The following is a 16,425-nucleotide window of genomic DNA, read 5'->3' on the forward strand; positions in this document are numbered from 1 at the left end:
CCAGCAGGGATTAATTATATAGTCAAAGGGAGGGCCTGTCGGGAATCCATTGTTTGTAACCTTAAAAAATAGCCAGTGCGGAAGTTAATACTCCGCACTGGCTATTTTATTTTTGTCATATTTTAGTCTAAAAACCTCCAGCTTGTGCGATGGTCTTTAGATAGGGTTTCTCCTTTGATCCGTGCACGAATCAGTTCGATGGGAAGGGTATTTTGCGTCATGATGAAGTCATGGAATTCCTTTTCTGTCAAATTGCCATTATCCACCATCTCGGCCTTGAGGGCATAAAACTGCAACCCACCGACCATGTAGGCTATTTGGTAAAGGGGACCATAATTCCCTTCGAAGGATCTACGCACCTCAGCTTCGGCATTGGCGTATTCGTGGCCTACTTTATCCACAAGGAAATCAATGCATTCCTGCGGGGTCATGTTCCCTAAGTGGTAATTGAGCGAAAAGATGATCCGTGCACATCGGTGCATACGCCAAAAAAGCATGCCCACTTTATCTGCTGCATTTCTAGGAAAGTTTTTATCCCAAAGGTTTAGTTCCCAGTACAATGCCCATCCCTCAATCCAAAAAGGTGTATAGAACATCCTTCGGTAAGGCTTGTGACGCTGGTTCATAAAACCTTGCAGGTGGTGGCCCGGAATGATCTCATGCTGAACAGTGGCTCGGCTAAAGTGCGGGTTGTTACCACGCATGCTCATGAGTTTTTCAGCTTCGGTCATGGAACTGGTAGGGTAGGAGATGATGATCGCCTCTCCCCCCAGAAAAAAAGGATTGACTCTTTGGGCTTCAGGACTCATCATTTTGGTTCGCCAGGTTTCCTTGGCTAGATCAGGAATGGTGATCAGGTCATGCTTTTCTACGTATTCTGTGGCTTCCACGGCAAGGTCATAGACGTCACCGGGCCATTCACCGGCAGGGACATAGGTGTTTTTCACGTGCTCCAATGCGGCTTTCCAGTCCTCTCCATACCCAAGTTCCTGACTTGCTTTCAACATTTCCTTTTCACAATAGGCAAATTGCCGCTCGGCTTCATCGATAAGCTCTTGGGCGGTATAGGGAATCAATTCAAACTCAAGTTCTTTTTTAATCGCTTCCGCACCAATGGGCTTTCCGATGATACCACTGCCGTCATCCTTGACAATGGTATTTTCATAGTGGGCCTTTAGTGCTTTCTCATAGTCTTCCAGAGCAGCCGCCAATTGCTCCCAAGGCTTCTTTACCCACCATGTAAAATCAGGATCATAATCATAGTAAAACAGGTAGGCTTCTTCCATGGTGGCTTTAAGCTCTTTGATGATCTCAGCGGCCAAATCTGCCTTTTGCCAACTGGTATAGGGAGCTTGCTCCTGAAGTTGCCCCAGTTTCGATTGGACTGCTTTCTCGGCGGTGGTAAACTGCTTGGCGATGGCCTTGGCATCTGGTTTTTGGGCACTTCTCCTGAAAATATAAAATGCCTCCAAATCCTTTGCAAAATCCTTTACATCTGCCACTTCTTGATAGGCTGCAAATGCTTTTTCGTGAAAAAACTGCTGCTTTTGCAGGTAATTCTTGAAAGCGAGATAATCGATTTTTCCATCTTCACTAAGTGCTGCGTAATCCAACTGCTGTACTTTCTTAAGCCAATCTCCATAAAGCCTTCCAAACCGTTCAAAATACTCTTCGGTAAGCGGATTGGAGTATTTTCTGCTTAATGCAGACCGGTCTGCCTGAAAGGTCTTGATGGGTTCATAAAGTTCACTGGATTGTGCCATTATAGGCACTATCAAAAAGAATAGGCTAGCTAAAATTGATTTTATCATGGGTAATGGTGATTTGAAAGGTTTTGATAATGCGTTGGTTTTCCGCTGTTATATTATGAAAAATTAACCTATTAAGCTTCCATTAGGTTGATATAGTATTGACAATCATTAATTTGGTACAATAAAAAAACATACAACAGTCGCTGCATCAAATTATTAGCCTTATATCCATAAGCCCCGTTAGGCCTTCTGTCCAATGGTTTCTATTTTTTTCCTGATTCCTGGAAGCTGCTTGTGCTTCAGGATGACTGTGGTAAAAAAGAAAAAACCCGCTACAGTGGCCATGGCCCCAGCGATGGAACTGTTCAGGAAGTAAGCTAAGTAATAGCCCAAGAAGGAAATAACAATCCCCATGATTATGGTCAATTGTATCAGTCTATAGAGGTTTTTAGTCCATAGATATGCCGTGGCAGGCGGCACTACCATCAGTGCGACCACCAAAATAGCACCCACTGCCTCAAAAGAACTGACCGTCGTATAAGACACCATGCCCATCAAGCCATAATTCACCCCAACTGTACTTAAGCCAATCGTAGCGGCGAATTCTTTATCAAAGGTGCTGATCTTTAACTCTTTGAAAAACAATGCAATAAACCCAATTACCAAAGCCATGTTGACCAGGGAAAGATAGGTGACCCTTGGCCCCATAATTTTACCGGCACCAGTAATCCACAAATCAATGGGCACATAAGCAATCTCACCATACAGCACACAGTCCTGGTCAAGGTCAATCTCATTTGCCAAAAAAGTGATCATGATGATGCCGATCGCAAAAAGTGAAGTAAAGGTAATACCAATCGATGCGTCTGATTGTAATTTCACCTTATTGCTCAGGTATTCGATAAAGACAGTCGCTATGATCCCCACCAATCCGGCACCAATGACCATCGTCAACCCATGCCTGCTGCCCGATACTAAAAAAGCAATGACGATTCCAGGCAGTACGGCATGGGAAATAGCGTCTCCTGTCATGGCCATTTTGCGGAGCATCAGAAACACACCTAGCACCCCACATGAAATGGCTATCATGGATCCAGTCAGAATAATAAGAAATGCATTAGGGTCAAAACTCATGATTGATCTTTGTCTCGTGGAATAATGGATTGATGTGGATCTTCTTGTGGATAGTTCAGGTTTTTGTCCAATTGCCTTTCCAGTTCTGGGGTAATGATATGTTCCAGTTTTTCGGCACTGTCGTGCACATGGTCAGGGGCTATATTCATATACTCGGTCATGTATAACTCCCAAAGCCTGTGAAGCCTGACAATCCTTCCTGCTTCTTTGATCCCTTTTTCTGTAAGCGATATATTAGATTGATTATCAGATAAATAACCTTCATTACCCAACTTTTTTATGGCGTATTGTGTCCGGAAGCTTTTTCCGGGAAAATTAGCATAAATTTCACCACAAGATAGGCCATCCTTGCCTTGTTCATTAGCGGCAAAAAGGGCTTTAAGAATATGATCACGGTGGATCTTGCGCTGGTAATTTCTCTTGGCAATCCACTTGGTCAGAATGCCTTTTTTGGTAGAAAAGAAGAAGGACAAAAAGGCGATTAGGGAAAGTACCATGACCACCCATGGACCTGTGGGCATGTGGGGTAGCACAAATGAAATATAGGCTCCTACAATTCCTGAGATCACTGAAAAAATTACTGCGATCAACAACATCAGGCTTAAACGGTTGGTCCAAAATTTTGCGGCAGCAGCAGGAGTGATCAGCAAGGCAGCCATAAGCACGACACCAATGGCCTGAATACCGGTAACCACTGCCATCACCATTAGTGAATTAAACAAAAATTCAAGTCGCTTGACCGGGAGTCCAATACTATCTGCAAAAGAACGGTTGAAAACCATTAGTTGGAATTCCTTATAAAAAAACAAGATGACCATGATGATGGCCAATGCCAAAAAGCCATAGACCCACAAGTCTTGGCCGACAATGGAAATCGCATTGCCAAAGATAAAATGATCCAAGCCTGAAAGGGAAGCATTTCCGCTTTGCTGGAGCTGGGTCATCATCACGATCCCCACACCAAAGAATATCGACAACACCGAAGCGATGACGGTATCTTCCTTGAGTTTGGTGGCGTTGGATACCCAAGTAATGGTATAAGTGGACAAAGCACCCGTAACGAATGCCCCGGAAACGATCCAATAGGGATTCTTGCTGCCCGAAAGCATAAAGGCCAAACAAACCCCCGGCAACACGGCATGTGAAATGGCATCTCCCACCAGTGCCTTTTTGTCCAAAAAGGTAAATGTTCCCACCATCGCAGCACTCACGGAAAGCAAAACAATTCCTGTGACGACCATGAGGACGTTGGGATCCTGAAAAGAAAAGAAATAGATGAATTCCTCCATATCAGCTCTTTAAAGGGTTGAAATCACTTTTTTTGATCACTTCTCCAATATCGGTAAGTGTGGATAACTTACCACCATAGGTTTTGGTCAGTAGCTCCTCGGTAAGCACTTCCTTGGTGGGGCCAGAGGCTACCAAGTGCATATTGAGCATGATAAGCCAGTCGAAATAGGTGCCGGCTGAGTAGATGTCATGGTGGACGACGATTACTGTTTTACCACTGCCAGCCATTTCCCTGAACAGCTCCACCAGGGCTTTTTCCGTGCTCATGTCCACACCGGCAAATGGCTCATCCATAAAATAAATATCCGCTTGCTGTGCCAAAGCCCGAGCGATAAATACCCGCTGTTGTTGGCCACCGGATAGCTCACTGATCTGCCGCTTGGCGAATGCCTTCATGTTTACTTTGTCCAAACACTCCAAGGCAAGTTCCTTCTCCTTCTTTCCAGGCCTTTTGAACAATCCCAAATGGTGATAGGTCCCCATCATGACAATGTCCAAAGCAGAGGCAGGAAAGTCCCAATCTACGGACTCACGCTGAGGGACATAACTTACCCTGTTTCTGACTTTGTTTAACTCCTGGTCAAACAATCTCGAGTAACCGCTATTGGCTTCGACAAGCCCCATGATGGCTTTGATAAGTGTTGATTTTCCGGCACCATTGGGACCTAGGATCCCAATCAGGGCGCCTGATGGCAAGGTAAGGTCGATGTTCCATAGTACAGGATTTTGACCATAACTGACCATCAGGTCATGTACCTCAACTACCGGATGCTCTATTTGTTGTATCATGCTGGTTCAGGTTATTTACAATCTCATCCACATTGGTCTTTACCATGCCCACATAGGTCCCCGCAGGGCCGTTGGGGTCTCCTAGGCTATCGGTGTATAATGGACCTGCAAGTGTTACTTGATGTCCTTTCCGCTTACATCCTTCCACCACCGCTTTAATGGCCCGAGGAGAAATGGATTGCTCTACAAATATGGCTTTGATATCTTTTTCTATAATAAAACTGACTAAACTGGATACGTCGTTCAGTCCCGGTTCACTCAGAGTGGAAAGTCCTTGGAGCCCTTTCACCTCAATTTGGTAGGCCTTCCCAAAGTAAGAAAAGGCATCGTGTGCAGTGATCAGCACCTGTCCTTGATTGGTGATGGATTTGATCTTTTGAGTGCTATATTGGTCAAGCTCATCAAGTTGGGCCTTGAACTTTGCCCAGTTCGCATTGACATAAGATTTCCACGCTGGTTTTCTCTTTATGATTTCATCCTTTAGATTGCGCATGGCAATGCTCCAAAGGTGCACATCAAACCAAATGTGGGGATCCACAGTATTAGCATAATCCGGACTTGCAATCAATAGAGTAGGGGGGAGCGTTGCCCCTACATTGACGACAGGATGTGTCCGGGAAAATTTATGCAGCACTTCTACCATTTTGCCTTCTAGGTGCAAGCCATGATAAACCACCAAATCGGCTTCAAACAACAAGTCCAGATCTCGCTGGGAGGCTTTGTATAGGTGCGGATCTACGCCAACTGCCATGATCGGGGTCACGACAGCACTGTCACCGACCAGTGCCCTCACGCCATCGGCCATGATATTGGTGGTGGCAGTAATGCGAAACTTGCCCCTGTCCTCGCCATTTTCAAATTTACAACTACTTAGCAAAGCGAGACCGACGAAAAGCCAAAACCGTGTCCTCATGAAGTCTGAATGATTAAGATGTTTGCAGCTACGTCTTTTGACATAAATAAGGTCTTTTTATTGTCCACTAATATTTCCAATGAGCCATCAAATTCCACTTTGTCGAGAATCTTGATCCGGGCACCGATATAAGCACCTACTTTATCCAAATACCGGAGAAAAGCCGCACTGCTATCCTTGACCGCTACGATCTGTCCACCATCATTCATTTGAAGTTCGTTCAATGGCATTCGAGGACGTGCTTTTACATCGCCGTATTCATCTGGAATAGGATCACCATGAGGGTCATATTTTGGATTGCCCAAGAAATCATCCAAGCGCTGGATCAGCAGGTTGGACTTAATGTGCTCCAACTCCTCGGCTACCTCGTGGACTTCATCCCAGCTAAACATCAGTTTCTCCACCAAGAACACCTCCCAGAGGCGGTGCTTGCGAATAATCTGTAATGCTGACTTTTTGCCTTCCTCAGTGATGGTCACCCCATAATATTTCCGATAGTTGATCACCGCCTTATCGGACAACCTCCTGAGCATATCACTTACCGAAGCGGGCTTCGTCTTCATCTCTTTGGAGAGGTCGTTGGTGGACACATTGTGCTTACCATCATCCGATAAGTGATAGATGGCTTTTAGGTAATTCTCTTCTGCGTAGGTCAATGATGGCATTTCTTATCTCTAAAGTTATGAAAGCAAATATACAAACTTTAGGTAATTCTAAAAAAATATTTCATCACAAACTAAAACAGCTGTGGATAAGTCACTTTGATATGTGATCAGTGATTTAGTATATACTAAATAAAAATTACGTTTATGTCTAAATATAGTTATAAAACATTGAAAAACAATACATAACGGACTTATTCACACACCCTAATTTTATCCATTAGGCCAACTGGACGGAGTTTCCAAATTAGGCATAGTAGTTTACACATTCCAAAAATGTGGATAAGTAATAAGTAGAAAATAGATGTGGAGAAGGGATTTTGGTATCCGGGATTTAATATTAATACTGGAAAGAAACGGGATTAGCAATCCCCTTACCCGTCATTTAAGCATTGACTTGACACTAGGAGATGGTTATACCCGAAAGAGGTATAAACCGGAGGGTGGGAAATAACTCAGAATAGCAGGGAAATCACTTTTGAGAATATGGTGGCGCTGGATCAGGGATTCCTGTTGCTTGTGAAGGAATAAAAATGCCAAATTCAACCGGTCAATTTCAGAAAAAACTTCTCTTAAGCGTATTTTGGGAACATTGTCCCGGGTTGAACAATTAGCTCGTCAGGTTTTCCACAAGCCGCAGCAACTTTCCCTTTTCGCTTTCCCAGGTGACCTCTTCACCAACTGGCCGGGTAAATTGCTGTCGATCGATCAAGGACTGAAGCTGCTCCAGACTGGGGAATGAAAAGTCCAATGCAGTGCCCGCAGGATAAGGTGATATCAGAGCTGTCCATAAGGGATTTTCTGGAATGATCATAGGAATTTTCATGGCCAAAGCTTCATACATCTTGGAAGGGATCTTGGACCAAATACTGGGAAGAGGTTGATAAGGCAAAAGTAGCACATCAGCCTCTTTCATAGCAGAAAATATCATTTGTTGATGGACGGGGCGATCACTAATCCGGAGGTCAATACCAGGTGAGTCCGCAGAAAGCTCCCTGATCTTTGACCTGAAGTCAGCCACCGGAGCATAGCCCACGATGAGCAATTGTGCATCAGGAAAGTGTGCCTTTATACGGTTGAACCATTGGATGCCGATATCGGTGCCATATGCCTTGGCAAGTGTTCCTGTTAAGATAAATTTAATTCCGGACTTAGGAAGATAAAAAGGGGGGCTGTCCTCCGCACTTTTATAGTACTTGTTTTCCAAAACCGAATAATTATGAATACGGGGAAATTCCAAGGGATAACACCTCTCGGCCATAAAATAATGGTCCACGAATGGCCTGGCGATTTTTTCCACAAGCTGTACATACCCCGCCGCTGGGTATCGGATCCATCGGCTTACGGTATGGTTATGAAGGATGTTTTTGGCGTAATTTTCCTGCAAATCATAGATTAATCGAAATCCTATAAAAGGCTTCAGCAGCAGTGCAGGCAAGAGCAACTCATACGTGGTGACGATTACCAACTTTGGTCGTATGCGGCATAGCCGGGAAAAAAAACGAAAAGGCACTAAAAGCCGAGCAGGGTGCAACCTGTCCTTTCCGAAGATTGAGATAAATTCAATATTTTCCAGTTTTGGCGGATTTTTTTCTAAAAATCCTATGATGTTAATGTGGTATTTATTTGTTTCACGAAGTGAAATTGCCAGCTTGTAAAAAGCCCTGCTATCGGTAAGCGGCTTTAATACGGAAGCGATGACAATGTTGGTTTTTTTCATGTATTCACGTGGTGTGCTTAACTAGAGCGAATCTAATATAAATTTATGGAATTAAAGACGATCATTGAAAACGCCTGGGAAAACCGGGAATTGTTAAAGGAAAAGGATGTTGAAATCGCCATCAAAACGGTCATCGAAGACCTTGACAAAGGTAAAATCCGGGTTGCCGAACCATTGGAAAATGGCGAGTGGCAGGTAAATGACTGGGTAAAGAAAGCGGTCATCCTTTATTTTCCCATTCAAAAAATGCGGACCATAGAAGTGGGACCGTTTGAATTTCATGATAAAATGGCCCTTAAAGCCGATTACGCAAAACAAGGAGTCCGTGTGGTTCCTCATGCCGTGGCCCGTTATGGCGCGTTTCTTGCAAAAGGTGTAGTGATGATGCCTTCATACGTGAACATCGGTGCATATGTGGACGGTGGCACGATGGTGGATACTTGGGCTACAGTAGGTTCATGTGCCCAGATTGGCAAAGATGTGCACCTAAGTGGTGGTGTTGGTATTGGAGGGGTATTGGAGCCGGTACAAGCTGCTCCAGTGATCATAGAGGATGGCGCATTTGTAGGATCAAGGGCGATTATCGTAGAAGGTGTACGAGTGGGCAAAGAGGCCGTTATCGGAGCCGGAGTGACACTGACAGCCAGTTCCAAAATCATTGACGTAACGGGTGACGAACCCAAAGAATACAGAGGATATGTGCCTCCAAGGTCGGTAGTGATCCCGGGATCCATTACCAAAAAGTTTGCCGCTGGAGAATATCAGGTGCCATGTGCTTTGATCATAGGTCAGCGCAAGGAATCTACAGATCGCAAAACCTCACTAAACGAGGCACTGCGTGAAAATAACGTAGCGGTCTAGCTTCCCGGTTTCCACTTATGTACGACAGGTATCATCAAAAATGCCCACGACCAAAATGGGTGGATAATTAGGACAAAACAAACAAGGGAATATGATTAAGAAATCAATTTTGGGGCTGTGCATCTGTACAGCCCTTTTTTCGGGATGTGGAAATGGTGGAACTTCCAAAGGCGACACGCTCTTTAACGAGGGAAACTATCAAGAGGCTATTGCTGCTTATTCGGATCAACTGGCCACCAAGCCAAAAAATGTAAATGCACTGTACAGTAGGGGCCGGGCATATGAAGAGCTAGGTGACCTTGAAAGTGCCAAGGCCGATTTTGAAGCCGGATACAAGCAGGATGACAAAAATATTAAGCTTCTTATGGCACTTTCCAACGTTTATCAAAAGGAAGGTAACCACGAACGCTCACTGCTATATGCCGAATACGCTACGGCACTTCCGGGGGCGCCTGCCATGGCCAATTTCATGAAAGCCAGGGCACTTCACCAGATCGGTAGTACCGAAGAAGCGATGAAAGAATATTCTGCAGCGATCGAAAAGGACAAAGATTTTGGTCAAGCATACTACTATCGCGGAGTACTTAAATATGCGACCGAAAAACAACGCAGTGCCTGTACGGACTTCAAAAAAGCCGTATCGCTTAATTATGCACCAGCCGAATCGGCCATGGAAAAATACTGTAAGTAAGTCATCTGCTCAAACAAAGGCCTAAGGTGAAAATCCTAGGCCTTTGTTTTTGTGGCTTCGGCTCCACTCAGCCACCGTTTAAGTGAATAATAAGGGATCAAGCAATATTTATTGGAAGACGAATGTTGACATGGTCTAGTGTAATCTTTCAATGCAGGCCCAACATGCACTTGGTGCCTTTGGGCCTTTATGGCATTTTTATGTGTCGGGGGCTTTTTCATTTAAGTTAACTGGCAGTTCCCAACTTTTCCGCTTGATCCATATTAAGCAACGGTTTATCTGAGTTCAATTCCAATTTCATGTTTTTCGGCCCACGTAAGACCATTGGGGAGGTTTAGGGAGTGGAGTATTAGTTGGATAACTTTGGTCTTATCTTTAGGGGACTGTTTTGGAGAGCGGTGTACCAATAAGGGATGCATTAAGTGAACGCCACCTGCATCGACTTCCACGATGGTTGGCAGTCGTTTGGAAGCCATCAACTGGATTTGGTCATTAGTCTTCTTTTCTTGGTGTGTCCCTGGAAATACTTCCATGGCACCCTTTTCCTCAAACGCTTCCTCTAAATGGATCCTCACGATCAGTCCGTTTTTCAATATCTGGGACGGAGGACAGACCTTGAAATAACCGGCTGATTCACGCCAATCAGCAAATCCGGGCAATTGCGCTTTGTGTTTTACATCGATGGTGGTGTCCTGGTGCCAACGTACGTTTAAATTGCTTTGGGAGTCAATAAGAGCTACTTTGGTCACAAAAAGATCAATATCCACTGCATTTAGGATTGTGGTTAAATGTTCATTGAATATCAACCGTGAGAGTTCAGGTATTTCTTGAAATAGAGATTTGGTCAATGAAGACGGACGATTGGAGGAGGTTTTCTTTTGATGCTCCACGATCAGGCCAGTGATCATCTTGATTTCTTTCTGAGCATAAATTTGGGGAAAAACATAGGAACCTCTCTCATGTAATTTCCAATCCAGTGCAGTCAATCGCTGCCTATTGAGTGGAGACGAAGGCTGCTCATCCGTAACGGCTGCCTGCATTTTATCCCTGTCAAGTACTGTAGAAGAAGGCTCGGGATTATTTATCGCTGCAATTCCATTTTCCAGTTCCTCGACCAATCCACTTAACCGTTTGAAAAAAGTGAAATCCTGATATTGTTTAAGCGTTTCCACTAACTCTGTCAGTTTAGCTTGATCATGGGCAGTTAGAGGGATGTGAGTTATCGAAAAAGCAGGGTCTTCATAGCTATAAAACTTCTTTTCTGAGACCACGATAGGAGCGTTATACCCTGATTCCTCACTGCGCATGTGCTGCAGGTCCATTTGAATGGTCCTTTTGCTTACTCCTTTGTCCACACCATCGAAATGACATATTGCCTCAGAACAAGCGGCGATCAGGTCCTTTAACGTCCACTTTCGTTGCCTGTCCTTTAGGCATTTGTCAATGGTTATATAACGTATTAAGGCATATTTATTTGCTGCCATGTTAGTTTACTTTAGGTAAAAAAAAGAATATTTAAGTGTTCACGCAAGGTTTTTACGTTAAATAAAATGTATTTAATGATAATTAAAATGATATTAATATAAATATTGCTAATTACTATTTGCAATTTTTCATCTTAAATACAGTGCAAGGAGTTGATCATCCGGAGTGAAGTCGAAGGATGTCAAATTCAACTTAGGTTATTCCACAATGAAATTACTTTTATGATGAAAGATTTGATGTGGATAATGTTTGTGCTGTGAATGGGCTTGAGTAAATTTCGGGTATAATTCACACTCATTAATAAATGATATGTTTGACAGCACGGATTATCCACAAGCACTGGACGAATCACTTTTTCAATCTTGGCTACAAGAAGGGCGACACATGAAAATCAGCTATAATTATCTTTTGATTATTTGGAATGTGGTAGAAGAAGTATATCAGCCAGCCTATATCCAGGAGCGCTCAGAACTAAACGAGTATGAGCAATACCCCCATAACAAAGGCCAGGAAGCATTGGTAGCTGCATTTGATTTGTATTCAGAGTCCAGGGTGGTGTTGTCTTAAATTAGCCTCAATACATGTAATAATTCTTATGTTAAATAACACGTTGATATTTGTTATATAATTTATATTATGTTAAATAAACAAAATCTGTTCCCCTAAATCCCAGTGGTTATGGCTCTCCTGGCCTGCTCCTCTTTCTATTTTTGTAGTGCCAAAAAACGCCCAATGGTATTGAGGATGTCCTTGTCATGGTTTCATGTTTAACCTAGCGATGTATCTTTTGTACAAATTTTTTCGATTGCCGTCAAAACTCCTTAAGATTTGTTATAATTGGATAAATGTATTTTATCCAAAGCCCTGTTGATTTTGCTAGCTGGCTATAAACGTCCTAACTGATTTTATGAACAATTTGCTATGGAAGCGTTCTGGCTTAGTGCTGGGGCCATTGGCTTTTATATTAGTTATCCTTTTTTACCGTCCTGATGGATTGTCGCAGGAAGCTTTGGCCGTTATGGCCCTCGCCATATGGATGGCGATTTGGTGGATTTTGGAAGCTATTCCCATTGCAGCAACCGCGCTCCTGCCGTTGTTGGTGTTGCCATTGACCGGAGCGCTACCTATGGATGATACTGCCGCTCCTTATGCCGACCCGAAGGTATTGCTTTATATGGGTGGCTTTATGATCGCGGTGACCATAGAAAAATGGAACCTTCACAAGCGCATTGCGCTTTCTATCATCAGCCTCATTGGGACGGATATGCGATTTATAGTGTTGGGGTTTATGCTGGCCACTGCCCTCTTGTCCATGTGGATTTCCAACACAGCGACGAGCCTTATGATGCTGCCCATTGCTGTTGCGGTGGTCCACCAACTGGCTGAAGGCATTACAAACGATAAAGTTTCGGATACAATGATCGGTCAGGCCTTGATGTTGGGTATTGCCTATAGTGCTTCCATTGGTGGATTGGCTACCATCATTGGCACGCCCACAAATATTGTATTTGTCGGGATCGTCAAAGAACTTTATGGGATTGAAATTGGCTTTGCCGAATGGATGATGGTCGGCCTTCCTATTTCCATAGGCCTTTTGGGGATTTGCTGGTGGTATTTGGTGAGCATAGCTTATCCTTTTCCTAAAAATATGGCCCTGGCCGGAGGAAAAGCTGAAATTCAACGTCAACTGACCGCCTTGGGAACAATAAGTAAGCCCGAAATACGGGTCTTAATCGTCTTTATGTTGGTTAGTTTTTGCTGGATCAGCCGGGTCTTTTTGTTGCAGGACCTTCTCCCCTTTTTAAATGATACCATTATTGCACTTGCTGGCGTTATTGCTTTGTTTATGATTCCCGCTGCAAGAGGGAAAAAGCGTTTGTTGGATTGGAAGACGGCTGAAAATATCCCATGGGGCATTTTATTGCTTTTTGGAGGCGGACTCTCGCTTGCTGCAGGCTTTAAGGAAACTGGTTTGGCTGCTTGGCTGGGCGGCCATTTTGAAGCACTGCAAGGTATCCATTTCTTGTTCTTTATCCTGATCATCGTCGCTTCCGTCAATTTTCTCACCGAAATCACTTCCAATGTGGCCACTGCCTCCATGCTACTTCCGATTTTAGGAGCCGTGGCGTTGGCCTTAGGTGTTCATCCTTATGGGCTGATGGTAGCCGCCACGATGGCCGCAAGCTGTGCCTTTATGCTTCCCGTGGCCACGCCTCCCAATGCAGTGGTGTTTGGCTCTGGCTATTTGACCATTCCTGCCATGGCCAAAGCGGGGCTTTGGATGAATATTCTTTCCATCTTTTTCATTACTTTATTTGTTTATTACATCATGCCATTTTTGTGGGGAATTGACTTAAAGGCGTACCCTTTTTAAGCTTAAATTCAACTATAATGTAAAGTATATAAAGTATTGAAAATCATTTATTTAAATAGTCTAATTTATATTGAGTTAGTGGCTCAATTTTACTGGCAACGGGGCACAGCCCACAGACCAACCGTTCTCGTTTATATCATGCGACTGTCTTCTTGTACTTCCCGAATTAGTGTTGACCCAATTACTATTAGTTTTCATTGTCGTCCGATTAAATTTCAATTACGCCGAAAAAGTAGCTTTAAATGAAAACAGATAAGAGTTACTTGATTTCGTATAACTACCCGTTCTTTGAATGGGTAATAAGAAAGTCCCCTTTAGGGGATTTAGGGGCATATTTGGAAAGATTTTTTTCAATTCTAAAATCTTTACTCGAACGACAATAATTAGTTTTCATTAATAAATATGGTAATAACTGGCAGGGTTACTAATCTGGAGCAGCTTAATAGCGTCAGAGACTCAGTGCTGGGACAGAGCCCCAGCACAACCGTTCCATCTATCTCATGTCTTACTCTTCGATCAAGTTTTGATGCCTCTTTCCTAAAACTTCACTTGTGCCTGGATCCTAATCAAGTTTCCCATTTGATGGTTATGCGGTCGTTCAAAATCTTCATACCGCCGATTTGCCATCGTGTACACCGTAACCAGTTCAAAATGCTCAAAAGGGTGGTATTCGATTCCAATTTCCGTTTCGTCAACGGAATAACTTCGGGCATCTAATTCGTGCTTTTTGCCCCCCTCGTAATGCTGGTACCGGACAAACGGGATAAGCTCCTGCTCTCCAACAGACATTAAATAAGATGCAGTGATGTATCCTCCATCGAGTGATTTTATCTTTATAGATTGAGAGGATCGATCATATTCAGGCCCCCGCCCCATGTTGTACTCTGCTTGGATACCAAATGGTTTTGGATAAAGGACAAAAGAACTTCCTATTCGCTGATCGATGTATTCATGATTGGTTTTGGCGATTACACCATCACTTACTTCAGGAAGAACATACTTTCCCGAATACGCTTGGATGCCCGGTTCTATGATTTGCCCTGAGCCCAGTTGGATAGGATAGGAAAACCGGGATACCACATGGAAAGAATTGTTCTCATCCGGATGGTTGGCCGTTTGCCCATTATAGATGCCAAAAGCAAAGACCCCAAAATCACCCGAATGCTTGTAGGGCTTTAGTGTTTTCATCAACTGTCTGATTTCCTTTGGTGCCCAATAAAAATATATCCCCAAGTCCCGCTCATCCTTAACGCCACTGTTCAAGGCATCATTTCTGTCCAATGGGAGTCGATCACTGCTCGATTGCATGTTTTCATAACCAAAAGGCACTTTGCTTTGCCCAATGCGTAGGCGGTATTCATTTTCCGTATCCAATCCGATATCCATGTACGCATCTTTAATGCGGGCTACGTGGATGTTTTCCCCGATGGATTTAGAGAAATCCGGTTGGAAATATAAAAACACCCGGGGACTGATTTGGCCATAAATTTTGAACCGCATCCTTCGAATGGAAAGTCCCCCACCCTCAGCACCCCAATTTTCATCACATTGTTCGCAATTTAAATCGGAATTGCTTTCATATAGCTTGTTGTACCGCACTTGGAGATAGCCACCAATGTGGATATTTTCATACCACTTTTGATGACTATCTTCCGCTTTCTGTGCCATTAAGCATGTGCTAAGTGATAAGCACATGCCCAGTAGAAAAAGTAGTCGTTTCATATGCGTTGCTTAATCGGCTCTTTGACTGACTACTTTGCCACTTGGGTCGATCACCACCTCCCAGTCTTGTCGCTGGCTATCCAAATCCAGCAGGTAAATGCTTTTTTTATTCTCTGTAATCTTTTTGGCATCATCGATAGTATAGCCTTCAAATTGCTTGGAAACAGTGCTTTTTACGGCATTGGGAAGATCTTTGGTAGTGATTTCTTCCTCATGCTTCACTTGTTCTCCTTCAGCAGAATACCAAACCTCATGCTCTGTCCACCAGCCTGTTTCAAATTCCACTTGGTACTGTGTGCCTTTCATTTCCCATTCCATGTCCTTGGCAGCAGGGAAATCGCTGTGGAATTTGTTCAGGATTACAGAAGGAACTTGTTTTTGGACAATGTCCTGAGCATTGGTCAAGGTAGCGGTAAATGCCCCAACTACGATAAATAATAAGATGTGCTTTTTCATGGGTATAGCCTTTTTTTGTTTATACCACAAATCAACTGTTCGAATATGGAAAGAATTGGGAATCGCTGCACAGGATAGGAAAAAATCTGCGAACGTTCGCTTGATGCTGACAAAATAAATCACTGGTAAGCTAACACCTTATTTTTTTGGTTCTATATGATTTAGTGTGGGTAAGTATTATGATAGATGGTTAAATTTCAGTGAAATGGCTCCTTTAACCCGTTTTATCAATGTCGTTTAGTTAGTGTGAATTGGGAAATATTGGTTCTATTATTTTTCTTCTAAATTCCAAGATGGTCTTTACCTCTTTACCTTTGTTACTTTTTTGCCTCAGGTTGAAAAAGTAACCAAAAAAAACCGCCGCTACGCCACGGCGCACAGGTGTGTATCTATTGGGCTAAAATTAAAGCCTACCCCCCATGCAGGCAAACTCCTCCTGTCTAAAGCCAGGTTATCCTTTTCTAGCCGCCAACATTCTTTTTGGTCAGCCTTTCGTCAAACAAGCCTGCCTTCTTGCCCGCCCGCTATTTAATTTCTTAACGCTCAATACCTGCAAGGCGAATTCAGTTAATAAGTC

The 16,425-nt window shown here is 43.5% G+C and carries 14 protein-coding genes; 4 read left to right on the forward strand and 10 right to left on the reverse strand.

Annotated elements, in window-relative coordinates; genetic code table 11:
• Positions 1-122: 122 nt before the first annotated feature.
• From FDP09_RS15480 to FDP09_RS15510, 7 genes are all read right to left on the reverse strand, one after another.
• The gene (locus FDP09_RS15480; protein WP_229683450.1) at positions 123-1,763 is read right to left on the reverse strand and encodes a DUF885 family protein; all 1,641 of its coding nucleotides are present in this window, start codon (positions 1,761-1,763) and stop codon (positions 123-125) included.
• A 228-nt stretch (positions 1,764-1,991) separates the two neighbouring features.
• Positions 1,992-2,885 (reverse strand): metal ABC transporter permease, encoded by an 894-nt coding sequence (locus FDP09_RS15485; RefSeq protein WP_137403538.1) that lies wholly within the window; start codon positions 2,883-2,885, stop codon positions 1,992-1,994.
• On the reverse strand, positions 2,882-4,174 hold the full coding sequence (locus FDP09_RS15490; protein ID WP_137403539.1) for a metal ABC transporter permease: 1,293 nt from the start codon (positions 4,172-4,174) through the stop codon (positions 2,882-2,884). The genes FDP09_RS15485 and FDP09_RS15490 overlap by 4 nt, the downstream gene beginning before the upstream one ends.
• 1 nt (position 4,175) lies before the next feature.
• Positions 4,176-4,964, reverse strand: coding sequence for a metal ABC transporter ATP-binding protein (locus FDP09_RS15495; RefSeq protein WP_137403540.1), 789 nt, complete (start codon positions 4,962-4,964; stop codon positions 4,176-4,178).
• Positions 4,933-5,877, reverse strand: a complete 945-nt coding sequence (locus FDP09_RS15500; protein ID WP_137403541.1) for a metal ABC transporter solute-binding protein, Zn/Mn family — start codon at positions 5,875-5,877, stop codon at positions 4,933-4,935. The genes FDP09_RS15495 and FDP09_RS15500 overlap by 32 nt, the downstream gene beginning before the upstream one ends.
• Positions 5,874-6,542, reverse strand: a complete 669-nt coding sequence (locus FDP09_RS15505) for a metal-dependent transcriptional regulator (RefSeq protein WP_137403542.1) — start codon at positions 6,540-6,542, stop codon at positions 5,874-5,876. The genes FDP09_RS15500 and FDP09_RS15505 overlap by 4 nt, the downstream gene beginning before the upstream one ends.
• A 607-nt stretch (positions 6,543-7,149) precedes the next feature.
• Entirely contained in the window at positions 7,150-8,259 is a 1,110-nt protein-coding gene (locus FDP09_RS15510) for a glycosyltransferase family protein (RefSeq protein WP_137403543.1), read from the reverse strand.
• 45 nt (positions 8,260-8,304) lie between these two features.
• Here FDP09_RS15510 and FDP09_RS15515 point away from each other — a divergent pair, with 45 nt between their 5' ends.
• Positions 8,305-9,120, forward strand: a complete 816-nt coding sequence (locus FDP09_RS15515) for a 2,3,4,5-tetrahydropyridine-2,6-dicarboxylate N-succinyltransferase (protein WP_137403544.1) — start codon at positions 8,305-8,307, stop codon at positions 9,118-9,120.
• Positions 9,121-9,211: 91 nt separating this feature from the next.
• Positions 9,212-9,811, forward strand: a complete 600-nt coding sequence (locus tag FDP09_RS15520; RefSeq protein WP_137403545.1) for a tetratricopeptide repeat protein — start codon at positions 9,212-9,214, stop codon at positions 9,809-9,811.
• A gap of 275 nt (positions 9,812-10,086) precedes the next feature.
• Here the strand turns inward: FDP09_RS15520 and FDP09_RS15525 are convergent, their stop codons facing one another.
• Positions 10,087-11,295, reverse strand: coding sequence for a phytanoyl-CoA dioxygenase family protein (locus FDP09_RS15525; RefSeq protein WP_137403546.1), 1,209 nt, complete (start codon positions 11,293-11,295; stop codon positions 10,087-10,089).
• Between the two features lie 310 nt (positions 11,296-11,605).
• On the opposite strand from FDP09_RS15525, the gene FDP09_RS15530 reads away from it, so the two are divergent.
• Both FDP09_RS15530 and FDP09_RS15535 read left to right on the forward strand, forming a co-directional pair.
• On the forward strand, positions 11,606-11,863 hold the full coding sequence (locus FDP09_RS15530; RefSeq protein ID WP_137403547.1) for a hypothetical protein: 258 nt from the start codon (positions 11,606-11,608) through the stop codon (positions 11,861-11,863).
• A gap of 340 nt (positions 11,864-12,203) precedes the next feature.
• Positions 12,204-13,670: an SLC13 family permease gene (locus tag FDP09_RS15535; RefSeq protein ID WP_137403548.1), complete on the forward strand. Its 1,467-nt coding sequence runs from the start codon at positions 12,204-12,206 to the stop codon at positions 13,668-13,670.
• A 537-nt stretch (positions 13,671-14,207) separates the two neighbouring features.
• Here FDP09_RS15535 and FDP09_RS15540 read toward each other — a convergent pair.
• Both FDP09_RS15540 and FDP09_RS15545 read right to left on the reverse strand, forming a co-directional pair.
• Entirely contained in the window at positions 14,208-15,338 is a 1,131-nt protein-coding gene (locus FDP09_RS15540) for a porin (protein ID WP_229683451.1), read from the reverse strand.
• Positions 15,339-15,401: 63 nt separating this feature from the next.
• Positions 15,402-15,848: a PepSY-like domain-containing protein gene (locus FDP09_RS15545; protein ID WP_137403550.1), complete on the reverse strand. Its 447-nt coding sequence runs from the start codon at positions 15,846-15,848 to the stop codon at positions 15,402-15,404.
• Between the last annotated feature and the right edge of the window lie 577 nt (positions 15,849-16,425).

Origin of the sequence: Echinicola rosea (assembly GCF_005281475.1) — a bacterium.
In the GTDB taxonomy this organism is placed as follows: Bacteria; Bacteroidota; Bacteroidia; order Cytophagales; family Cyclobacteriaceae; genus Echinicola; species Echinicola rosea.